The sequence below is a fragment of the Facklamia hominis CCUG 36813 genome (assembly GCF_000301035.1).
Taxonomy (GTDB): domain Bacteria; phylum Bacillota; class Bacilli; order Lactobacillales; family Aerococcaceae; genus Facklamia; species Facklamia hominis.
In genome coordinates this window covers 561,569-584,781 of sequence record NZ_JH932292.1, presented here as the reverse complement: position 1 = coordinate 584,781, position 23,213 = coordinate 561,569, and the positions used below count along the sequence as shown (strand labels likewise).

At 39.8% G+C, this 23,213-nt stretch carries 18 protein-coding genes, 1 other RNA gene, 1 pseudogene and 1 other annotated feature; of the genes and pseudogenes, 15 read left to right on the top strand and 5 right to left on the bottom strand.

The window, feature by feature from the left end; translation table 11 throughout:
* From HMPREF9706_RS02580 to pflA, 5 genes and pseudogenes are all read left to right on the top strand, one after another.
* The coding region (locus HMPREF9706_RS02580; RefSeq protein ID WP_006907808.1) for a Cna B-type domain-containing protein at positions 1–446 on the top strand (446 nt) is incomplete at its 5' end.
* A gap of 213 nt (positions 447–659) precedes the next feature.
* Positions 660–3,404: a DEAD/DEAH box helicase gene (locus HMPREF9706_RS02575; protein ID WP_006907807.1), complete on the top strand. Its 2,745-nt coding sequence runs from the start codon at positions 660–662 to the stop codon at positions 3,402–3,404.
* 48 nt (positions 3,405–3,452) lie between these two features.
* Positions 3,453–3,592, top strand: a pseudogene (locus HMPREF9706_RS09390) (class I SAM-dependent methyltransferase); the annotation flags it as partial.
* Between the two features lie 269 nt (positions 3,593–3,861).
* Positions 3,862–6,114, top strand: a complete 2,253-nt coding sequence (gene pflB, locus HMPREF9706_RS02570) for a formate C-acetyltransferase (protein WP_006907806.1) — start codon at positions 3,862–3,864, stop codon at positions 6,112–6,114.
* Positions 6,115–6,138: 24 nt separating this feature from the next.
* Positions 6,139–6,909, top strand: coding sequence for a pyruvate formate-lyase-activating protein (gene pflA / locus HMPREF9706_RS02565; RefSeq protein WP_006907805.1), 771 nt, complete (start codon positions 6,139–6,141; stop codon positions 6,907–6,909).
* Positions 6,910–7,272: 363 nt separating this feature from the next.
* Here pflA and HMPREF9706_RS02560 read toward each other — a convergent pair whose 3' ends face one another.
* Positions 7,273–8,253, bottom strand: coding sequence for a tetratricopeptide repeat protein (locus HMPREF9706_RS02560; protein ID WP_006907804.1), 981 nt, complete (start codon positions 8,251–8,253; stop codon positions 7,273–7,275).
* 34 nt (positions 8,254–8,287) lie between these two features.
* Between HMPREF9706_RS02560 and HMPREF9706_RS02555 the strand changes: the two genes are divergently transcribed.
* Positions 8,288–8,707 carry a ribonuclease HI family protein gene (locus tag HMPREF9706_RS02555; protein ID WP_006907803.1) on the top strand — a complete coding sequence of 140 codons (420 nt, stop codon included), beginning with the start codon at positions 8,288–8,290 and terminating at the stop codon, positions 8,705–8,707.
* On the opposite strand, the gene HMPREF9706_RS02550 is transcribed toward HMPREF9706_RS02555, so the two are convergent.
* The 3 genes from HMPREF9706_RS02550 to gpsB form a co-directional block, all read right to left on the bottom strand.
* Positions 8,704–9,828, bottom strand: a complete 1,125-nt coding sequence (locus tag HMPREF9706_RS02550; RefSeq protein WP_006907802.1) for a THUMP domain-containing class I SAM-dependent RNA methyltransferase — start codon at positions 9,826–9,828, stop codon at positions 8,704–8,706. The genes HMPREF9706_RS02555 and HMPREF9706_RS02550 overlap by 4 nt on opposite strands.
* A 115-nt stretch (positions 9,829–9,943) precedes the next feature.
* Positions 9,944–10,322, bottom strand: an RNA gene (gene rnpB / locus HMPREF9706_RS08900) — RNase P RNA component class B.
* A 24-nt stretch (positions 10,323–10,346) separates the two neighbouring features.
* Positions 10,347–10,676, bottom strand: coding sequence for a cell division regulator GpsB (gene gpsB, locus HMPREF9706_RS02545; RefSeq protein ID WP_006907801.1), 330 nt, complete (start codon positions 10,674–10,676; stop codon positions 10,347–10,349).
* Between the two features lie 215 nt (positions 10,677–10,891).
* Between gpsB and HMPREF9706_RS02540 the strand changes: the two genes are divergently transcribed.
* From HMPREF9706_RS02540 to dtd, 6 genes are all read left to right on the top strand, one after another.
* A complete protein-coding gene (locus HMPREF9706_RS02540) occupies positions 10,892–11,374 on the top strand; it encodes a DUF3013 family protein (RefSeq protein ID WP_006907800.1) in 483 nt (160 codons plus the stop codon).
* A 17-nt stretch (positions 11,375–11,391) separates the two neighbouring features.
* Complete coding sequence (prmA, locus tag HMPREF9706_RS02535; RefSeq protein WP_006907799.1) at positions 11,392–12,327, top strand: 50S ribosomal protein L11 methyltransferase; 936 nt, start codon at positions 11,392–11,394, stop codon at positions 12,325–12,327.
* 1 nt (position 12,328) lies between these two features.
* Positions 12,329–13,078, top strand: a complete 750-nt coding sequence (locus HMPREF9706_RS02530; protein ID WP_006907798.1) for an RsmE family RNA methyltransferase — start codon at positions 12,329–12,331, stop codon at positions 13,076–13,078.
* A gap of 25 nt (positions 13,079–13,103) precedes the next feature.
* Positions 13,104–13,754, top strand: coding sequence for a deoxyribose-phosphate aldolase (gene deoC / locus HMPREF9706_RS02525; RefSeq protein ID WP_040444552.1), 651 nt, complete (start codon positions 13,104–13,106; stop codon positions 13,752–13,754).
* Positions 13,755–14,063: 309 nt separating this feature from the next.
* Positions 14,064–16,265, top strand: a complete 2,202-nt coding sequence (locus HMPREF9706_RS02520; RefSeq protein WP_006907796.1) for a RelA/SpoT family protein — start codon at positions 14,064–14,066, stop codon at positions 16,263–16,265.
* Between the two features lie 9 nt (positions 16,266–16,274).
* The gene (gene dtd, locus HMPREF9706_RS02515) at positions 16,275–16,721 is read left to right on the top strand and encodes a D-aminoacyl-tRNA deacylase (protein WP_006907795.1); all 447 of its coding nucleotides are present in this window, start codon (positions 16,275–16,277) and stop codon (positions 16,719–16,721) included.
* A 93-nt stretch (positions 16,722–16,814) separates the two neighbouring features.
* On the opposite strand, the gene HMPREF9706_RS02510 is transcribed toward dtd, so the two are convergent.
* Entirely contained in the window at positions 16,815–18,191 is a 1,377-nt protein-coding gene (locus tag HMPREF9706_RS02510) for an N-acetylmuramoyl-L-alanine amidase (RefSeq protein ID WP_006907794.1), read from the bottom strand.
* 289 nt (positions 18,192–18,480) lie between these two features.
* Positions 18,481–18,664, top strand: a binding site (T-box leader).
* Between the two features lie 43 nt (positions 18,665–18,707).
* On the opposite strand from HMPREF9706_RS02510, the gene hisS reads away from it, so the two are divergent.
* From hisS to arcA, 3 genes are all read left to right on the top strand, one after another.
* The gene (gene hisS, locus HMPREF9706_RS02505; protein ID WP_006907793.1) at positions 18,708–20,027 is read left to right on the top strand and encodes a histidine--tRNA ligase; all 1,320 of its coding nucleotides are present in this window, start codon (positions 18,708–18,710) and stop codon (positions 20,025–20,027) included.
* A gap of 2 nt (positions 20,028–20,029) precedes the next feature.
* Positions 20,030–21,802, top strand: coding sequence for an aspartate--tRNA ligase (gene aspS / locus HMPREF9706_RS02500; protein WP_006907792.1), 1,773 nt, complete (start codon positions 20,030–20,032; stop codon positions 21,800–21,802).
* 188 nt (positions 21,803–21,990) lie between these two features.
* Positions 21,991–23,193 carry an arginine deiminase gene (gene arcA, locus HMPREF9706_RS02495; protein WP_006907791.1) on the top strand — a complete coding sequence of 401 codons (1,203 nt, stop codon included), beginning with the start codon at positions 21,991–21,993 and terminating at the stop codon, positions 23,191–23,193.
* Positions 23,194–23,213: the final 20 nt, after the last annotated feature.

The following is a 23,213-nucleotide window of genomic DNA, read 5'->3' as shown; positions in this document are numbered from 1 at the left end:
ACTTAGAAGTCAGAAAAGTGTGGTCTGGTGGACCAACGGTCAAACCAACGATTACCATTCAATTATTGCGAAATAATCAAGTGATTGACCAAATCCAATTATTGAATGGTCAAACAAGTTATCGATGGGAAGATCTCGATCAAATTGATCCCCAAGGTCAGACTTACAACTATACGGTACGTGAGTCATTGGTATCGGATTATTATTCAACGGTTGAAGGGAATATTGTGGACGGATTTGTAATTCGGAATACGTTTATTCCACCTCAAACTCCGCCTCCAGTCCCCCCACAACCAGAGATTCCACTGACTCCAGACAAACCAGAATTACCTCAAACTGGTGAGAATAGGACAGTGTTATTAAGTATTAGCCTGGGACTGATTTTGGTGGGATTAACCTTATTATTGGTTGATTACTCTACTAAGTCTATTGATAAACTATACTAGTTTGTCTGTATAATTTGATAAGATACCTCAAGCGTGCAATTTGCGTGCTTGAGGTGTTTTTGTTTGAAATAATTTTTATAAGTTCACGGATTCATTTTAGAGCTATTCGCAACTAATGGTCGAACTTGTTAGCCTTTTATGGTATGTTCTTGTTGAGAATTGTCAGGGATTAATCGATTAGGATATCCCGTCATTGATATAAGGAGGTGCCAGATGAAGATTGATCGAACAATTGCGAATCAAAGGTTAAGACAATTGGAGGCTCTTGTAGAAGGGGATAAGAAGTATACTTTAAATTCACTTAAGACCCCAATTCATGACTTGCTTAGGAAATATAATCAAATATTTTTAGCGCCTTTAAGTATAACCGCTCGTGATAAACTAGCTAATATGCAAGTGGATCCCCCACAAGGGAATGAGGAATGTTGGCCAATGGTAGACGGTGAAGCGGTGAGTTCCCAATATCAATCTTTAGTAAAGCGTCTGGACTCAGTGCTTCGCTACCAAGAACAGCATCAAGTTCTACTTGCTGATCAGAAGAATTTTTTGAATCAGATGAAAATCGCTTTAGAATTTGTGTCCGAGAATGACCGGAATAAATGGTTGAGTCTTTTTATGACTAAGTCCGTAAAACATCAGTTAGCAGCCTATAAAGCATGGATCGAAGGCCATCAAGTAGAGTGGGAATCCTTATTAACTCAGGCGAACTCTTTAATTGATTCAGATTTGGATTCAAAGGATTATCAAGAAATTCTTAAAAATTCTGCCCCAGCTATTCATCTTGCTATGCTGGAATTATCAGACTATCGATCTACTGCTAGAGATCAAATTTTATTACAGATTCAATCTTATTTAGAAAAAATTGATGGTCTTATGCAACAATTTGATCAGCAATGGATTGAAGGACGTATCCAACAAATGATACAAAAAGTGAAGTTAAAGAAGGGACGTCAAAAAGCTCTAGATCAACCTATTACCCTTTTTCGAGTCTATAGTTCATTGAAAATTCCCGAAGAGGCTTGTCATTCGTTAAAAATTGAGAGCTTGGGAGATTTGAAAACTAAGGCGGATCGCTTGGCAAGATACTTAGCATGGACGCAGGATGAGTGTCAGTCTTTAAAGCAAGAGATCGATCAGTATCTGGACCAAATGGTAGCGACCTATTATCCAAAGTTATCTTTATCAGAGATGAGTGAAGAAGAAAAACAGTTGGTAATGAGTCTTTATCGCTACTTGAAGCTGAAGAAGTCAAACCCTGTGGATCTTACTACCTCAAAGCGGCTCTGTCGTTCCTGTAAGGAGATTCTGGATAAGCTCTGGCAGCAAGCATATAATACCTATCAAGCTAGTCAACTTCCCATTGAAGAGCAAAAACAATTGGGGCAGAAATATCAGCAATTGTTCAAACAAGTGGATCTTTTGATTGGGATGTCGCTCGAGGAGTCATTGAAGATTGAGCCTGCGGATGCTTGGCAAGCAATGGTAGACTTTGAGAAATCATCATCTTCTTATTACGCCGTCATTGACCGGTTGAATGGCGGAGGAGATCAGGATTATAGGGATCTTCCTAGTATTATCGTTGATCGTGTTAAGCAGTTCTCTTTGGAAACGGATGGATTTGGAGCGATTCTAAGACCCTATCAAGAATTTGGTGTGAAGTATGCATTGACCTTTAAGAAAATTCTGTTGGGGGATGAGATGGGTTTGGGTAAGACGATTCAGGCCTTGGCGATTGCCAACCATCTGAATTTGCAAGGACTGACTCACCATGTTGTGCTTGCTCCATTGTCAATCTTAGCTAATTGGCAACGCGAAATTGCCAAATGGACGGGGATGGCAAGCTTTTTGTACCGAGGAAACAATCGAAAAGCAGCTGTCCAAGCTTGGCAGGACCAAGGAGGTGTCTTATTGTTGAATTATGAGCAGAGTAAGCACCTTAATAATGAGTCGATGGATTATAAACCGGACCTAGTTATTGTGGATGAAGCCCACTATGTTAAAAATCCGAATGCTCAGCGATCTAAGAATGCCTATCAATTGGCTCGTTCAGCAGACTATAATCTTTTTATGACAGGAACACCTTTGGAAAACCGTTTATCTGAAATGAAGCAATTACTCTCAATTCTGCAACCAAATTTAAGCTTTACTGAAGGCTCTTTTAAAAATGATTGGTTGGATGAGGCCCCGCAAGAATTTAAGCAAAAGGTGGCCACTGTCTACTTAAGACGCAAGCGTCTCGATGTTCTTAAAGAATTGCCAGAGATTGAGATGGTGGAACGCTGGTCTAATTTCTCAAAAGAGGAACAGGCATTTTACGATGAGGCAGTTCGAATGGGGATTTCTGGAATGATGCGGATGCGCAGAGCCGGCTTTTCCGGAGTTGATCGTCGCCATTCGGAAAAGATTGATAGCACTTGTACCATCTGTGAAGAAGCCTTGGAGAATGGGGATAAGATTATTATCTTTTCTTTTTTCAAAATGGTGCTTGAAAAGTTGGAAGATCATTTAGGAGACAAAGTGGTTGGGATGATATCGGGAGATATAACAGCCAGTCAAAGACAGGATCTAATTGATCGTTTAGAAGCGGCTGATAAAGGCGCTATTTTATTGAGTCAAATCGATGCTGGTGGTGTGGGATTAAATATTCAAGCAGCCAATATTGTCATTCTCTGCGAGCCCCAATGGAAGCCTTCAACGGAACAGCAAGCGATTGGTCGTGTTTATCGGATGGGACAGGCTAAGAATGTGGTGGTTTATCGACTGTTAACTCAAGAGAGTATCGATGAGACTCTGATGGATTTGTTGGCAAGGAAAACACAGGTTTTTGAGGACTACGCTCAAGATTCAGTGGTCTCAGAGGCTTTTGATCATCAAAATCAAAGTGTTCTTTCTGAAACTGAATTACAAAAGAAGGTCTTTGAGATTGAACGTGAGCGTTTAGCTAGGAAAACAGGCTAATCATAAATTGATAACTAGTTGAAAAGAAATGGTACGCTGATATAGCCACATACCATGGAAGACCAAATTGGGGGTCAACTTAAAGCGGGATTTTTGCTGAGAGAACTTTATGAAGATACGAATGGAGAAGGGCGACTTCATCAGTTAAATATCCTAGCTATGTAGTAACTAGGGCGGTGAAGGCTTAAAGCTTGACATGGAAAGGATATTTGTAGGAATGTGAGAGATTAAGATATTTTGAAAAGAGCCGCTTTGGCGTTTTTTTTATTAGCTAAAGTTCCTGAGTTATAAAGGAGTTGTTTGGAAACGAGAAATGCGCTTTAAACAGATTGTAAAAACTGTATCAAAATCAAAAAAACTATAGCTATTTATCACACTTTCAGATATAATATGTGTATCAATAAATTCGTTAAAATATTCACAATATTGATTATTATTTAGAGGAGGACGATGATAAATGGAAACGACGAAGACAAATGTAAGCTCTGCTTGGGAAGGATTCAAGGGGCAAAGCTGGCAAGATGAAATTAATGTGCGTGATTTTATTGTAGCTAACTATACACTATACGAGGGAGATGACTCTTTCCTCGAAGGCGCCACTCCTGATACCTTCCAATTATGGGACCAGGTCATGGATTTGACGAAGCAAGAACGACAAGCAGGCGGAGTCTTAGATATGGAGACCAAAATTGCCTCAACGATTACTTCCTACGGCCCAGGATATTTGGACCAGGCAAAAGAACGGATTGTTGGTTTACAAACAGATCAACCATTTAAGCGGCCCATGCATCCTTTTGGAGGGATTCGCATGGCAAAGTCCTCACTAGCAGCTTATGGCTATGAGATTGATAAGGAGACAGAATATACCTTTAACCATTTACGTAAGACCCATAATCAAGGGGTGTTCGATATATATACACCAGAAATGCGGGCTGCCCGCCACTCTGGGATTATTACTGGTTTACCGGATGCTTATGGTCGTGGTCGGATTATTGGTGACTATCGCCGGGTAGCATTGTATGGCTTGGATCGATTAATGGCTGACCGAGTTGAGCAATACGCTAATGTTGGTGATGGGCATATGAGCGAAGAGGTAATGCGCTTAAGGGAAGAGGTTTCTGAACAGTATCGAGCGCTGGCTGAATTAGTGGAACTTGGAGATAGCTATGGCTTTGACTTAAGACGGCCAGCAGAAAATGCTCAAGAGGCATTTCAATGGGTATACTTAGCTTATTTAGCTGCGATTAAGCAACAAAATGGTGCTGCTATGTCCTTAGGTCGCACCTCTACCTTCTTAGATATCTATATTGAGCGCGATCTGCAACGGGGAATATTAGATGAGCGATCTGCTCAAGAGATTGTGGATCACTTTGTCATGAAGTTACGTTTAGTTAAGTTCGCGCGAACACCTGAATACAATGAGTTATTCTCGGGGGATCCAACTTGGGTCACTGAATCAATTGCTGGAATGGGATTAGATGGTCGTCCATTAGTAACCAAGAATTCCTTCCGATTCTTACATACCTTATCTAACTTAGGACCTGCTCCTGAGCCTAACTTAACGGTTTTATGGTCACCGAAATTACCAGAAAACTTTAAACGCTTTTGTGCGAGGGTATCAATTGATACATCGGCCATTCAATATGAAAATGATGAAGTGATGCGCCCTGAATATGGTGATGACTATGGAATTGCTTGTTGTGTATCGGCAATGCGCATTGGAAAACAAATGCAGTTCTTTGGGGCACGAGCGAATCTTGCCAAGGCTTTACTTTATGCGATCAATGGTGGGATCGATGAAAAATCGAAAGCCCAAGTTGGGCCAAGCTACCGAGGCATTAGTTCAGAATATTTAGATTATGAGGAAGTCATGGTTAAATATGACCAAATGTTAGATTGGTTGGCTGAACTCTATGTTAATGCATTAAATATTATTCACTATGCTCATGATAAGTATTCATATGAAAGTCTTGAAATGGCTTTGCATGATGTGAATGTGATTCGTACCATGGCAACTGGAATTGCTGGTTTCTCAGTTGCGATCGATTCCCTTTCTGCTATTAAATATGCCAAAGTAAAAACGATTCGTGATGAAAATGGTATTGTTGTTGATTTTGAAACGGAAGGCGACTTCCCTAAATATGGAAACAATGACGATCGCGCTGATCAAATTGGCGTGCAATTATTGAAGACCTTCATGTCTAAAGTTAAGAAACATCAAACATATCGTAATGCAATTCATACCACTTCAATCTTAACGATCACTTCTAATGTAGTCTACGGTAAGAAGACCGGAAATACTCCTGATGGTCGTCGTGCGGGTGAACCTTTTGCACCTGGAGCTAATCCAATGCACGGACGAGATACTCATGGCGCTTTGGCGAGCTTATTGTCAGTATCGAAGATGCCATATAAGGAAGCCATGGATGGTATTTCAAATACCTTCTCCATTATCCCTAAGGCTTTAGGAAAAGATAATTCGATGCAAGAGGATAATTTGGTGAGTCTTTTAGATGGATATTCCTTAGAGGGGGGACACCACTTAAACATTAATGTCTTTAATCGAGATACACTCTTAGATGCTATGGAGCATCCGGAAGAGTATCCACAATTAACGATTAGGGTCTCTGGCTATGCAGTTAACTTTATTAAGTTGACGCGTGAACAACAGTTAGATGTCATTAATCGGACCATGCATGCGTCCATGTAGCTAGACCTGAAAGGAGGAGAAAACGTGACCTCGCAAGAACCATCTGTTATTGGCTATGTCCATTCTACGGAAAGTTTTGGATCGGTTGATGGACCCGGTATTCGTTTTGTAACTTTTATGCAAGGCTGTCGATTACGTTGTGAATTCTGTCATAATCCAGATACTTGGAAGTTAACAGGAGGAACTCCTTATACGCCGCAAGAATTGTTTGATCAAGCTGTGGCTTACCGTTCTTTTTGGGGTCAAAAAGGGGGCGTAACAGTGAGTGGTGGAGAGCCGCTATTACAAGTCGATTTTCTATTAGCTTATTTTAAATTATGCAAGGCGGCAGGGATTCATACCACGATTGATACCTGTGGGGCTCCTTTCACTTACGATGAACCTTTCTTTTCTAAATTTGAAGAATTAATGCAATATACGGATCTTCTTCTGTTTGATATTAAACATATCGACCCTAAAGGACATTTAGCTTTAACTGGAGCGAGTAATTCTTCTGTATTAGCGATGGCTAATTATTTATCAGATCACCGGATTCCTGTATGGATTCGACATGTTTTAGTACCGACTCGTACTGATTATGATGAGTACTTGCATCGTTTAAGTGATTATATTAAGACTTTGAAGAACGTTCATAAAGTTGAGATTTTGCCTTATCATGAATTGGGGGTCTATAAATATCAAGCCTTAGGAATCCCTTATCGTCTTGCGGGTGTACACCCTCCTACTGAAGAGCGTGTAAAAAATGCACAAACGATCTTAGAAGTGGACCGCTATCAAGCTTATTTGGAAGATTAATACGATAGCAGGGTGTATATGCAGGACCTTTAATACTTTTATGATATTAAATAGGCTGCCACTCAATTACAAAATTAATGATAAAGTACTTTGCTTTTTCATAATATGAGGATCACATGGAGTCTTCGGTTAGTTACTAGGTTGGCTAGAGAAGCGAAGACTATTTCATCAGTATTAAAAATAAAAACTAATCCCACTAGGCTGGTGGACTGCCAGGAACTTCGATTGAAGTTTTCTGGTCTCGGTTAACTCATCAAAGCCTCGATGCTAAAGTATCTAAGCATGATAAGATCAACAGTCCTTTTATCACAGCTGTGGGATTAGTTTATTTTTTGTATTAAGGCTAAAGTGAACGGGCGATACTTAAAAAGAAAGGCTCAATAGAAGATTTTGAATCTCGCGATTAGCTAATTCTAAATAAGTTTGCACTTCTAAGGAGAGTGGCGAATTCGGTGATTCTTCGACGCCATTCATCGCTAAAAAATGCTCGAACCAAAGAGGCTCGTCAGGGATAGCTTGTTGAAGAAAGGGGTAAAAGCTAAGCAGAATCAAGGTTAGATTATTATATAAATCATCATAGAGGTTGGGATTGTTATCTTGGCAGTAGGTGTTCAACCGATTGCTTAAATCTAAAAATAGTGGATCTTGTTTACAAGGGGTCAATTCTTTGAGATCGACCGTTTTGGCTTGATTGAACCAAAGTAATTTTAAGCTATCTTTTCGATCCTGTCTTAAATAAAAATGTAAGATATCGCTTTTTATAAAATTAGATAATTGATCGTTTTGCAACATTGAAGTAAAAACTGCGTCAATCTCAAACGTATCGATAAGGTCATAGAGGTCTGTGACGGTACTCATCACTTTTTTTAATGGACTTTGACACAATTGTTGAACCCATTGGTTAAGGTCCTCTGAAGATCGATGATTTTTAAGCGTATCAATTAATTCCAGTTTCTGTTGTTCTTGTTGAATTAAAGAATCTAGGACTTGTTGATCATGGTCCAAAGATTGAAGTTGATCACGAATTTGATAGAGTTGGACTAAAATTTCAGATTGAGATTTAAGGGATCTGACAGAATAAGCATAAGCGATCAAGTAGTTTTTTTCCAAAGATCGCCAATCTTTGTCCTTGAGTACTTGCTGCCATAACTTTTTGAGTGCTTGCTTATTTTGCGTCATTAGATAGAGTTGGATCAATTCGTGAAAGCAAGGCCAGCTATTTTCTATTTGATAGGATTCCTCAAGGTATTTTTTGGCCAAGGCAAAATCATTGTTTTGAAGGGCAAGGCATCCCTTGCGGTAGTAGTTTTGTGCATTGTTTGGTAAATTAATAATATCCGTCATGGGAATCACTCCTTGGTCAAAATGAGGTGAAAAAATGTTAACGATCTATATGGATGCTGCATTTGATCCTAAAACAGGGGAAGCAGGTCTAGCATATGTTATTATCGATGGTCAAAGCCGTCAGTACAATAAGTACTATTGTTCAAAATTAATGGATAATCATCAAGCGGAGTTCGTCTGCTTAAGACAGGTCTTAAGAGATCTATTACTTGTCAAATCATCATTGAATCAAGTTCTAGCCATTAAAACAGATTCTAAGATTGTGGCTGATTCATTTGATAAAGGCTATGTCAAATCGAATAATTATCAGGCTTATTTATCAGAAATACTACAGCTGGCGGATCAGTTTGATCTTATTTTTGTCACTTGGCTTCCTGAAAAGAAGAATAGGCAGGCGGATGGGCTTGCAAAACAAGCCCTTCATCGTCAAGGGCTTGTTGAAGTGTTATCTTAGCCCTGTGACCAATATTGATAGTAATCGACTTTTAGAGCCCCATTATAGAGCTTGCGTTTTTTGGTGGCCTTCTTTCCATAATAGTCCTCAAAGGCTTCATCGCTGGTTAGAATGTATTTGGACCAGGTTGGCATTTTTTGATAAATTTCACCCATTTGTTGGTAAAGATGATGGACTTGGTCTTTATCCAGCAAGCGATCACCATAAGGTGGGTTAGCAATTAAAATGCCGTAATCTTTTTTGGGAACGAAGTCTGATAACTGCATTTGTTTAAATTCGATGGTATCAGCGACACCTGCTTTACTTGCGTTAGCTTTAGCAATTTCAATCATTCGTCCGTCAATATCACAGCCTAAAATATCCATTTGAAGGTCGGCTTTGATTTGTTGACGGGCTTTTTGACGTTCGATAGTCCAAACCTCTGGATGAAAATACGTCCAATCTTCAGCTGCAAATGATCGTTGTAAGCCTGGTGCAATCTTCCGCCCCATCATGGCTGCTTCGATTAAGATGGTGCCTGATCCGCATGTTGGATCATAAAGTGGTCGGTCTGCATGCCAAGTGGTTAATAGGACTAGAGCTGCAGCCATATTTTCTTTGAGGGGAGCCCCCCCTTTTTCACTGCGGTAACCTCGTTTGAAAAGGCTCGATCCGGAAGTATCCAAACTAATGATAACATGGTCTTTAACCAGACTAACTTCGATGGGATAATGACTGCCGGTTTCGGCTAGGGGTTGAGTGCGGCTGTAGTATGTCATTATTTTTTTGGCAATCGCTTTTTTTACAATCCGCTGGCAGTTAGGAACGGAGTGGAGTTTTGATTTTTGGGATTTGCCAGATACGGGGAAATTAGCATCTAAGGGTAGGATGTCTTCCCAAGGAAGGTCATAGGTTTGGTCAAAAAGGGATTCAAAAGTTGTTGCCTTGAATTCACCAACAATAATTTTGATTCGATCTGCCGTTCTCAACCAAAGGTTAGTACGAGCGATATCAATGGCGGTGCCTTCAAAACGGACACGGCCGTTTTCAGTTTGAGTTTTGTAGCCAAGTTCTTTTAATTCACGGTTTACGAGAGATTCGATGCCACTTGCAGCAGTGGCAATGAGTGAGTATGTTTGCATGGGATTCCTTTCTTTTTTTGTTATTAAATAAAAAAACACTCACCTAGCAGACGCTAAGTCAGTGTCAGTCTAAAAAGCAATCTCTTAGCTAGGCTAATACCTATAAATAGTAAAGATCGATAAGCCATGTTCTGTCATCATCGATTGATAGGTACCATCGATGATGGGGTAATCATCTATCTGCATTTACATGCCTTCTTGTCCGTTACCCGACGCAAAGGTCGTTCCTTTCAAGAAGTGCCCCTACCAAATTTGGGTTGCTCGCTCGAGGGGTTTACCAGCGTTCCAGTTTTTGCATTTCTGCAAAAAATCGTCTCTGTGGCACGTTATGGGATACTCCTTCATAGCTGTAGCCTTAGAAGTTTTTCCCGCCGTTAACGGTGAAGTTACCTTAGCTTATTGTTTCGCTAAGCACGATCACTACAAGCATTTCAGCATTGTGCGAGCATGGACTTTCCTCAGTCAACAGAAGTTGACCGCGATTACCTAACCTTTACTATGTAATATTGATTGACTTATTAAGGGTTGGAGTCGTCTGAGATTCGAGCTCCGAAAACATGTTTTTCCAAGTTGGAAAGACGTTTAAGAATATCAAAATTAGTGACGCCAGAACCTGGGTTGCTTGGCGCATTTTTCTTTGCAAGTGAGAGCTGTTTGGTTAACTCATCAACTTTAGCGATCAAACGTTCATTTTCGTTCTTCAAAAAGACAACATCTTTTTGATAGGAGTCATAATCACGAATAATACTATCGAGATATTCATCGACTTCTGCTGCATTGTAGCCACGCATTGAACGAGAAAATTCTTTTTGTAAGATATCTTTTGCGGTTAAATTTTTCTCTGCCATGAAGGTCACCTCGTTTACTAATTGGTCTTTGAAAATATTCTAGCTTATCTATTCTATCGCTTTTAGTGGTTAATATCAAAGATTAATTTGAACCTACTTAATATTATGACATGATCCTATGAAAAATACTAGTCTATTTCTAGAATTTTAAAGGTCAATCTTGCTAAAGTAGTTTGAAATCGTCATAATAAGATTCAGGAGAAAGGCGTGGTGAGATGGTAAGACTAAGTCTTTTTGAAGCTTGTCATCAGCAGCTAGACCAATTGTTTTTTTCAAATGATTGGTCTTTAAATTATCTTGAGGGTCAAAACTGTTTAGAACTATTCCTATATTTTGAATTGGACAATCCATTGCAGCTAAACTTTGAGGATGCGAGTCAGGCGGATAGTTGTCAGGATCCCTTGCCCTATTGTTTAAAGGTAGCTATCTATTCAAAATACCAACCGGTTAGTCAAAACTTGTACTGGGTAGCGTTAGAGATTGATCCCGATAAAGGCATAGAACATGGAGAGTTGAAAGCTTTTCTTAAGACAGTTAAAGATCAGTCTAAATCTTTAAGCTTAGCTTGGAAAGATTGGTATCAGGGGGGGCGCAACTTTGATTTTGATTTTGCTTGGGACTGGAAAGCATATCGTGATAAGATAGCCTTGTATCAAGAGACGGGGCGTTACGATAATCGACGCTTATTTTTGTTTTAGATGAAAGGAGGAAAGCAATGACCCAATGGCAGATGATGACTATATCGATGGATCGAAAGTATAAGAGTCTGTTGGACAGCTTGACTTATTATTTGTTTGAGATGGGTGCTCAAGGGACTCAGATTGAAGGGGCAGACTACTATTTAGAAACAGAAGACTTGTATGGTGAGATTCGGTCTCAAGGCTCTGAAGAATCAAAGGAGCCGCTTCAGGTTAAGGCTTTTTTTGAACCAACGATTACACCAGATTATATCCAATCACAACTTCAAGCAATGCTTCAAGTGCCTGTTCAAATTCAAAGTCAAGTTATTAAGGAGGAAAATTGGCAAGCTAATTGGATGTCTCATTATGAGCTGCAGACAATTTCTCGCTTTATAAAGATTGTTCCGGCTTGGCAAGATTATCAATCTAATTATCCTGATGAAAGGATCATCTTTCTAAATCCAGGCTTGTCATTTGGTACGGGAAACCATACGACAACACGACTAAGTGGGCAGGCTTTAGAGCTTTTCATGCAGGGTGGAGAAAGAGTGATTGATGTGGGAACTGGTTCGGGCATTCTTTCTTTAATTGCCTGGTCTTTGGGAGCTAAGCAAGTTTGGGGTTACGACCTGGATCCACAGGCAATTCAAGCGGCTACTGATAATTTAGCGATTCATCAAGCGAAAACGGGTCAAAATATAGCTGTCGAATTTCAAGTGAACGACCTATTATCAGGTGTTGAACAAACTGCTGAGATCATTGTGGCAAATATTTTACCACATATTTTAAAAGAATTAATCCCTCAGGCTGGCCCTCTATTAACCGAGAATGGTTACTTGATTCTTGGAGGAATTCTGGAAGAAAAAGCCAAGGATCTGATTGATTATTTAGAGGAATCAGGTTGGAAAGTTTGTCAAAAGACGAGCGCTGAAGGTTGGGCAAACTTAGTTGTCCAAAAAAAGGAGGACTAAGGTGCAACAGTATTTTCTAGAATTAGAAGCGTCTGCTTCGATACCTCCTACTTTAGTTTCTTTAAGCCAAGGAGACAGTCATCATTTGTTGACAGTTCTGCGAGCAAGAACAGGCCAAGAAATATATGTTGTTCATCAAGGTCAACGTTATTTAGCAAGGCTAGTAGGTGAAAGGGCAGGGTTGGCTCAGTTAGAAGTAATTCAGAGGATAGAAGTCGATACGGAGCTCCCTATTCAAGTGACCATTGCTTGTGGATTGTCAAAAAATGATAAGTTGGATACCATTGTTCAAAAGGGGACAGAGTGTGGTATGGCTAGTTTTCAGCCCGTGTCTTTAAGCCGTGATGTTGTTCGATGGAAAGATGGAAAGTCTATTCAAAAGATTGATCGGCTACAGAAGATTGCTCAAGCAGCCAGCCAGCAGTCTAAGCGATTGGTTGTTCCTCGAGTCTCTTCTTTAAAAACATTGGACCAGTGGTTACAAAGTGTGGATGATTATGACCTTAAGTTGGTTGCTTATGAAGAAGAAGCCAAGCAGACTACATCATATAGTCTTCGACAGGCTTTGTCTTTGGGCCAAAAAGGACAAAAGATGGCCATTGTCTTTGGTTCAGAGGGAGGGTTGACTCAGGAAGAAGTGGATCAATTACGCGCTAAAGGATTTATAACTTGTTCGCTAGGACGTCGAATCTTAAGGGCTGAAACGGCTCCTATATACGCTCTGGCCGCTATTTCTTATCAATTTGAATAATTTATCAAGGAAAGGAAGTTTTATGATGTCAATGAATCAATATATCGATCACACGCTTTTAAAAGCACAAGCCACTCGCTCTGAGATTGAACGTTTGTGTCAAGAAGCTAAGAAATATCAATTTATGTCTGTCTGTGTGAATCCATATTGGGTTGCTTATGCAAATGAGTTATTACACGATACGCCTGTTAAAGTATGTACAGTCATTGGTTTTCCTTTAGGGGCTAATACCAGCTCCGTAAAAGCCTTTGAAGCTAAGGAAGCTGTTAAAAGTGGGGCTGATGAGGTGGATATGGTAATTAATGTCGGTCTTGTTAAGGATGGCTTATGGGATCAAGTTCAAGCAGATATCGAAGCGGTTGTTGATGCAGCTAAACCCGCATTGGTTAAAGTTATTATTGAAACTTGCTTGTTAGAACATGATGAAATAGTCAATTCCTGTCAGGCTGCTCAGCAAGCTGGGGCTGACTTTGTAAAGACATCAACCGGATTTTCGACGGGTGGAGCGACAGTGGATGATGTGGCATTGATGCGTCAGACGGTGGGGCCAGATATGGGAGTGAAGGCTTCCGGTGGAATTCACACGTTCGAGGAAGCTCAAGCACTAATTGAAGCGGGCGCAAGTCGTTTAGGTGCGTCTAAAGGGGTTGCTATCGTTCAAGCAGAACAAGAATAATTAAATCAAAAAATAGGCGTTAAAATACAAATAATCCCACAACCGTGGTCATAGGATGGTTAGCTATACTTTAAGTAGAAGTTGCTAGCAGAAGCCAGAAGACTTTAAAAAGTTCCTGGTGGACCAACCCGGTTGTGGCTTTTATTTTTATTCTATAATGAGAAGAATATCCAACTAACTTGAATGTGTTAAAAAAATACGCTTTTTAATGGATTTTGTGGATCAAGTTTGGAAAGATGGCTTTAGAGCTTGTTAAATAAGGCTTGCTTGGCGTATAATGTAAGATAAATTATACTAGGGGGTGGAACAATGGCACGCAATGAAATATTTACCGCAGAATCAATCATTGAGATTTGTTCAGAGTATATGAATGAACGCTCGGTTGCTTTTGTCAAGAAGGCATTGGATTTTGCAACAGCAGCCCATGCCCACCAAAGTCGCTTGTCGGGAGAGCCTTATATTATACATCCTATTCAAGTTGCTGGTATTTTAGCGCGTATTAAGTTGGATCCAGATACGGTAGCTACGGGATTCTTACATGATGTTGTAGAAGATACAGATTATACCTTAGATGATATCAAGGAAAATTTTTCTGAAACAGTCGCTTTTTTAGTGGATGGGGTAACTAAGTTAGGGAAAATCAAGTTTCAAAGTAAGGAAGAACAATTAGCTGAAAATCACCGTAAGATGATTTTGGCCATGGCTAAGGATATTCGGGTGGTCATGGTTAAGCTAGCTGACCGCTTGCATAATATGCGAACCTTAAAGTATCAGAAACCGAGTAAGCAAATTGAAAAATCAGAGGAAGCTCTTGAGGTTTATGCACCCTTAGCTGAAAGAATTGGTATGTCAGCGATAAAATGGGAGCTAGAAGATACGGCGTTACGTTATATTAATCCAGATGCTTATTACGACATTGTCCATAAAATGGATGCTAAACGGGATGAGAGAGAATCCTATATCAAAGAAGTAATTGCTGATATCCAGGTTGCCATTCAGGAATTAGAGATGACGGCAGATATCTACGGTCGGCCTAAGCATATCTATTCGATTTATCGAAAGATGGTTGATCAAAACAAAGAATTTGACGATATCTATGATTTATTAGCAGTTCGAGTAATTGTGGATTCAATTAAAGATTGTTATGGGGTACTTGGGGTTATTCATACTAAGTGGAAGCCGATGCCCGGGCGTTTTAAAGACTATATTGCCATGCCTAAGGCTAATATGTATCAATCGATTCATACGACAGTCATAGGCCCTCAAGGGAAACCCGTTGAAGTTCAAATTCGAACTCATTATATGCATCAAGTTGCTGAATATGGGGTAGCGGCTCACTGGGCCTACAAAGAAGGTAAACGAGCAGATGAAGAACCCGTTGATAATATTCAAAAACAATTGAAGTGGTTCCGTGATCTAGGGGAATACCAGGATGATGCTGATAATGCTAGCCAATTCATGGAATTTATCAAAGAGGATGTTTTTAAAGATCAAGTTTATATTTTTACTCCTCGTGGGGATGTGTCTGAATTACCTGCTGGTTCTGGACCAGTTGATTTTGCTTTTCATATTCATACCGAGATTGGTAATAAAACGATTGGTGCTAAGGTGAATGGGATTATTGTTCCCTTAAATTACCAGTTAAAAAATGGCGATATTGTGGAGATTTTAACGAATCCCAATTCTAACGGACCGAGTCGTGATTGGTTGAAGTTTGTTAAAACATCTAAGGCCCGTAATCGAATTAAACGTTTCTTTAAGTTGAAGGAGCGTGAACGAAATGCTGAAATGGGTCAGCAAATCTTAGAAAAAGAATTAAAAGATCAAAATACTAGTCTACGACAGGAGTTAAAGCGTAATAAGGAAAAAGATCTGTTAGAGCGCTTTAATTTTAACAGTTTGGAAGACTTATATGCAGCCATTGGCTTGGGTGAATTGTCCATGCACACGATTTTGAATTATTTAGGGATTCACCAAGAGGAAAAAGATGATGAAGCTAGTGGTAATACGATTAATAAAACAACACCGAGTAAAGATCAACCAGACCGAACCGTCCACGAGTCGGGGGTTGTTGTTAAAGGTATCGATAATCTGATGATTCGCCTGAGTCGTTGCTGCAATCCTGTTCCCGGAGACCCTATAGTTGGGTATATCACGCGTGGGAGAGGTATTTCAGTTCACCGAATAGATTGTCCTAACTTGCAGCATGAGGTTGAATTAGCGGATCGGACCATCGATGTTGAGTGGGAAGAATATGATCAGTTACAAGAGGAATATACGACAGCGATTCAAGTCATTGGATTTGATCGTACGGGATTGATCAATGATGTTCTGCATGTGATTAACCATACGATTAAGAATTTAAAGAGTGTCAATGGTAAGATTTCGGACAATAGTCAAGCAACGATTGACTTAAAGGTAATGATTTCGAATACCAAGCAATTAGAGGATTTAATTCTTAAGCTGCGCAATATTCCAGATGTCTATGAAGTTAAACGGATTGCCAATTAGGAGGAAAAAATGCGAGTAATTATTCAACGGACTCAAGCTGCTCAAGTAACCATTGATGGAGAAGTGGTAGGGGCTATTGATCATGGATTTACATTGTTAGTCGGTTTTACCCACGGGGATGATCAGACAGATTGTGACTACTGTGCACGTAAGATTGCTAATATGCGAATTTTTGAAGATGAAGAAGGAAAGACTAATTTGTCGTTAAAAGAAGTGGGGGGAGCCATTCTTTCGATCAGTCAATTTACGCTATATGCCGCTACTAAGAAAGGAAATCGTCCTGGCTTTACTCAGGCCGCTGATCCCGATTTAGCGACTGAATTGTATGATTATTTTAACCAGTGTCTAAGAGATTACGGCTACCAGGTGGAAACAGGTCAATTCGGTGCAGATATGCAAGTTTCTTTAGTGAATGATGGACCAATGACGATTATCTTGGATTCGGTAGACCGATAGTTTATCTGTCTTAAGTATGCTCTTTTGATTGGGCATAAAATTTATGAAATTAAATAAACGAACAGGCTGGGATCTAACATCCCAGCCTGTTTTTTAATGATTTTTATTGAGTTGATTAAAATAGCTCTCTAAGCCTTGGACAATACCTTGTGCGAGTTGATCTTGATATTGATCACTTTTAATATTTTCTAGATCAGCCGCATTGGACATGAAGCCCATTTCTAGAAGGATTGCGGGGATATGGCTCCCACGAAGTACTTGATAATTACCATATTGAACGCCACCATCTGATTGTCCGAGAGAGGAGATGCTTGCTTGCATGGCTTGAGCGAAGTTCTCATCTTCTAAGTGATAGAAGTAAGTAGTAATGCCATTCCAATTGGGATCCCAAGAAGCATCGAAGTGGATTGAGACAAAAAGGTCTGCGTCCGATTGATTGGTCATGTCAACCCGTTGATCTAAGCCAACAAAAACATCCTGATCACGTGAAAGAATGACCTTGCAGCCTAGAGCTTCTAGCTTGGCCTTTAGTTTTACGGCGACAGGCAAGGTATAGTCTTTTTCATGAAACTGCTTATCTAGGGATAAAGTTCCGGGGTCTTCGCCGCCATGCCCTGGGTCGATAAAGAGGGTCGCCTCTTTAAGTGTATGTACTTTTGGTTCACTCTTATGATCAATCGAATCGATCGGTTGTGAAACAACCATTGGATTTAAATAACCTTCTCGGCCTTGATCGTCTTTAGCTTTATAGAATATTTCACCTGTTTCTTCATTTTTGACTTCTTCAAGAAGAGTGAATTGTTGAAGATATGAGGCTTGATAGTGAGCTTTGGATTGATAGGAGGGGCTTTCAAAGAAATAGGCTCCTTCTTGGCGGATCGTTAACTGGTCCTTAAGTTGTTCATAGGCTGCTTGACGTTTTGCTTCTTTCTTTTCCGACTCTTCTTTGGCTTGACGTTGCAATTTAGCATCTTTACTGGCAAGGAGTTGAACTTGATTTTTTTGTACGAAACCTTCATAGTCTTGATAATAAATTTTGATCCAGTCTGCTTGAACAAATTGAACATTGCTAAAGCTATCTGCCGGTAATTCAGTGACTACCGGGCTATCTTTATCTGCTTTACTATATAGAGGTGTTTTTCCTTTAGTTTTTAAGCCGATTTCCTGGTCAGAGGGGAGTTCCGGCTGATCAAGTAGCCATTGGGGAATCCAGCCATCGATCTTACCTTGATAACGTACTTTCAACCAGTTTTCATTACGGCTAAGCAAGGAAACTTGGCTCTTAGGATCGATTTCAGCGAGCGCTTGGGATCCTGTGGAGGGTTCTTGACGCAGGGTAACTCCGGGACGAACAATCGTTAAGGGACTGGTTCGTGTTAGATAACTAAGACTTAGACTAGCAATAAATAGGCTAGTGACGGTGAAGAAAATTGCTAGTTGCTTCTTAGATAGGTTAAATGAGATTGGCATCAGGGCGCCTTCCTTCCTAGACGGTCTTCATAATACTTCTATTATAATAACTTTGTTGACGCTTTCTTCCATTTTTATAAAATGTCATTAAAAAGTAATCATTTTGTGATCCATTTGTCTTTTAATAAATTCAAGGGATTAAGATTACGATTGAAATACTTATAAAGGGGATATTTGTCAATTGTCAACTTTTTTAGGAAGCGATCTCTAAAACTGCTAATTATTTAATTTATAGATATCTATTATTGTTCTTGACAAAAAGAAGTAGATTAAGTAAGCTATAAACAAAATTAATTCGTTGAAGTAGATAAGTAGCTCGCAAACAGAGAGGAACAGATGGTGAGACTGTTCATGCAATAGTGAAGACACTACGGAGAAGGATAATGCAAAGTTATCCCGTTTAGCGCGTTAAGTTATTTAAGGCAATGGTTACATTGCAAAATTAGGTGGTACCACGTTCAATCGTCCTATGCTATGGCTAGGGCGATTTTTATATTTAAAAAAGGAGGAAGCAATTTGATTCAGAAGATGAAAGGGACGGAAGATATCCTGCCAAAGGACGTTGCACGTTGGCAGTTTGTTGAAGATTTGGCCCGAGATTTATTTGATCAATATTTATTCAGAGAAATTCGAACCCCTTTATTCGAATCTTATGATTTATTTGCAAGGTCAGTTGGGAATACGACCGATATCGTTTCCAAGGAGATGTACGATTTCGAGGATAAAGGGGGGCGTCGTCTTGCCCTTCGTCCTGAAGGGACGGCACCGGTAGTTCGAGCATACATTGAAAACAAGTTGTTTGGTCCAGAACATCCTCAGCCTCTAAAACTTTATTATATCGGTTCAATGTTTCGTTACGAGCGTCCTCAAGCCGGCCGTCAGCGTCAATTTAATCAGATTGGTGTTGAGGTTTTTGGCTCAGATAATCCAGCTACTGATGTGGAAGTGATTGCTCTTGCTTGGCAATTTTTCCAAGAATTGGGTTTAAGAGGAATTCAAATCCATCTAAATTCATTAGGCGAAAAAACCGCTCGCCAAGCTTATCGTCAGGCTCTAATTGATTATTTTGAGCCGCATTTTGATGAATTGAGTGAAGATTCAAAGCGAAGACTTCATGATAATCCGCTAAGGGTTCTAGATTCAAAAGACCCTAAGGATCAGGCGCTTCTGCCACAAGCACCGTCAATATTGGATTATTTGAATGAAACGAGTCAAAAGCATTTTGAAGAAGTTCAATCATTACTTCAAGCTCTGAACATTCCTTATCAAGTGGATGATCGTATTGTACGAGGATTAGATTATTATCAAGAGACGATTTTTGAATTTATTGTTGAAAACCAAGCGATAGGCGCTCAATCAACCGTTTGTGGTGGGGGACGCTATAGTGGATTGGTCGAAGATTTGGGTGGCCCTCAAAAATCCGGTTTTGGCTTTGGATTGGGTATGGAGCGTCTTTTATTATTGTTAGAAGAAGAGGGTATCGATTTGCCCGGTTACGAACCTGTCGATGTTTATGTTATTTGTTTAGAGCAAGCAGCGAATCGATTGGCTACCCAAGTGGTTCAAGCAGCAAGAGGAGCGGGTCTAATTGCTGAACGGGATTATTTAAACCGCTCTTTAAAGTCACAATTTAAGACGGCAGCCAAGTTGGACAGTCGGTTAGTGGTTACTTTGGGCGAAAAAGAAGTAGCATCGGGTCAGTTGACTTTTAAAAACCAGGCTAATGGTCAGGAAACAACGCTTTCCCTCGAAGATTTACTGGAGGATTTTGCTGGAGTCTTCCGACGATTGACGATGGATACTTCTGTGATTGATGCATTTTTTAAAGGAGAATAGTTATGGCAAAAAGAACAGTTTATTGTGGTTTAGTCAGTGATGAATGGGTAGGAAAAACAATTACCCTCAAAGGATGGGTTCAAAAAAGACGGGATTTAGGAGGAGTCATCTTTGTTGACTTGCGTGACCGCGAAGGTTTTTGCCAAGTGGTATTTAACTCTGGCAAGCTATCAGCTGAAGATTTCCTAGCAGCGGACAAGTTGCGGTCTGAATATGTCATCGAGATAACAGGGGAGCTTCAATATCGGGCGGAAGATCAAATTAATCCAAAAATTCCAACTGGAAAATTTGAAGTGATGGCGACAGAACTGATCATTCATGCGAAAGCTAAAACACCTCCTATTTATATTGAAGATAATATTGATACCGATGAAGAAGTACGTCTGAAATATCGAATGCTTGATTTAAGACGCCATCAAGTCTTTGAAAATATCCGTTTAAGACATGTCGTCACCAAGACTATTCGTCATTATCTAGATAATGCAGGTTTTATCGATGTGGAAACCCCCTTCCTAACGAAATCAACTCCCGAAGGTGCTCGTGATTATTTGGTTCCCACTCGGCAAAATGCGGGCAAGTTCTTTGCTCTACCTCAATCCCCACAGTTATTTAAACAATTGTTAATGGGTGCTGGATTTGACCGTTATTATCAAATTGTGAAGTGCTTCCGAGATGAGGATTTACGAGGTGATCGTCAACCTGAATTTACCCAAGTCGACTTAGAAACAAGTTTCTTGGAACAAGAAGAGATTCAAGCAGGGGTTGAGGCCATGTTGAAGGAAGTGGTGAAAGCAACCCGTGGAATAGAAATTAATGAAGCTTTCCCAACAATGACTTATGACCAAGCGATGAATGAATATGGATCTGATAAACCGGATATTCGTTTTGATATGAAGCTAACTGATCTGAGTGATTTTGCGGCTACCAGTGATTTTGGTGTCTTTAAGAGTGCAGTTGAGGCGGGTGGCCAAGTTAAGGCGATTAATCTTAAGGGAAAAGCGGACGAATATACTCGTAAGACGGCGGATGCTTTGTTTAACGTTGTTAAGCCTTATAAAGCAAAAGGTTTAGCCTGGACAAAGGTACTTGAAGAAGGATTTAATGGGCCAATTGCTAAGTTTTTATCTAATGAAGATCAGGACTTGATTAAAGAACGATTAGATGCTAAAATAGGTGACATCTTATTCTTTGTGGCAGATAAGAAACAAGTGGTTGCGGATTCCTTGGGGGCTTTAAGAAGCTACTTAGCCAAGGAACACCAGCTTTATGATCCACAAGAATTAGCTTTCTTATGGGTGACCGACTGGCCTTTATTTGAATATGATGAGGAAGCTGGCCGGTATGTAGCTATGCACCATCCATTTACGGCACCTCAAAATCCAGATGTCGCTGAGTTGAAGGCACACCCAGATCAAGCAAGGGCTAAAGCTTATGATATTGTTTTAAATGGTTACGAAGTTGGGGGTGGATCGATTCGGATTCATACGCGTGAGATGCAAGATCAGATGTTTGAGTTGTTAGGTTTTACACCGCAACAAGCTCAAAGTCAATTTGCTTTCTTATTAGATGCGCTAGAATTTGGCTTCCCACCACATGGAGGATTAGCATTAGGATTGGACCGTTTAGTGATGATTTTAGCTGGACAGCCTAATATTCGAGAAGTTATTGCTTTTCCTAAGACTGGACGTGGACAGGACCTCTTAACCGATGCACCAAATAACGTTGCTAAAGACCAATTAGATGACCTTCATTTAGTTGTTAAGTATCCTAAATAATATGTGATCAATACGACATAACCAATGTGATTAATCTTACATTGGTTATGTCGTTTGTTTCGCATTCTTTTTATGAAATCAATAACTAATAAAATGTGATCAATTGGTTTTGTTGATGTGAAATCGTTAACGCAAGCGGTTTCCGCTGAGAGTTATAATGAATATATCAATTAAAGGGAGGAATTTGAATGTCAAATATTCAAGTATTTTCTGAAATCGGTCGTTTAAAAAAGGTTTTACTTCACCGTCCAGGTAAAGAGTTAGAAAACTTAATGCCAGACTACCTAGATCGTTTACTTTTCGATGATATTCCTTATCTCGAAGCAGCTCAAGCAGAGCATGATAACTTTGCTAAAACATTACAAGATCAAGGTATTGAAACAGTATACCTTGAAAAATTAGCTGCAGAAGCAATCGATGCAGGTGGCGTTAAAGAACAATTTGTTGACGATTGGATGGCAGAATGTGGACTTGCAGAAGGACCACAATATCAAGCTGTTCGTGAACAATTATTAGCTTTAGATACTTTCGATATGGTTCTAAAATCCATGGAAGGTTTCAAGAAATCTGAATTAGATGTGAAAACAACTGCTTTAGATGACCTTGATGCAGATTATCCATTTGCAGTGGATCCAATGCCAAACCTTTACTTCACACGTGACCCATTTGCGACAATTGGTAATGGTGTAACAATTAACCATATGTACTCAGATACTCGTAATCGTGAAACACTTTATGCAAAATATATCTTTGAATTCCACCCAGAATATAAGGATACTCCTCGCTTCTATAGCCGTGAAGAATCTACTCGTATCGAAGGTGGGGACGAATTAGTACTATCTAGTCAAGTGCTTGCTGTTGGTATCTCACAACGTACTGATAAACGTTCAATCTTGAAATTAGCTAAACGTTTATTTAAAGAAACAGACTATAAAGAAGTTTATGCTTTCTTAATTGCTAACAATCGTAAATTCATGCACTTAGATACGGTATTTACCCACATTGACCATGATAAATTTACCATTCACCCAGAAATCGAAGGTGGATTGAAAGTTATTCGTTTAACTCCAAATGGAGACGATGTCAAAGTGGATGAAATGGAAGGTAAATTAGAAGATACCTTAGCTAAAGCTTTAGGTGTTGACCAAGTTTCTCTATTACGTTGCGGTGGTGGCGAAATTGTTGCCGGTGCTCGTGAACAATGGAATGATGGAGCTAACACATTAGCTATTGCGCCAGGTGAAGTTGTGGTTTACAACCGTAACGTCATTACTAATGATCTACTTTGCAAAGCAGGCGTTAAGATTCACCAAATCGAAGGTAGCGAATTAGTTCGTGGTCGTGGTGGTCCTCGTTGCATGTCAATGCCATTAGTTCGTGAAAAATTTTAGTCGCTAAGTCAGTAAAATAG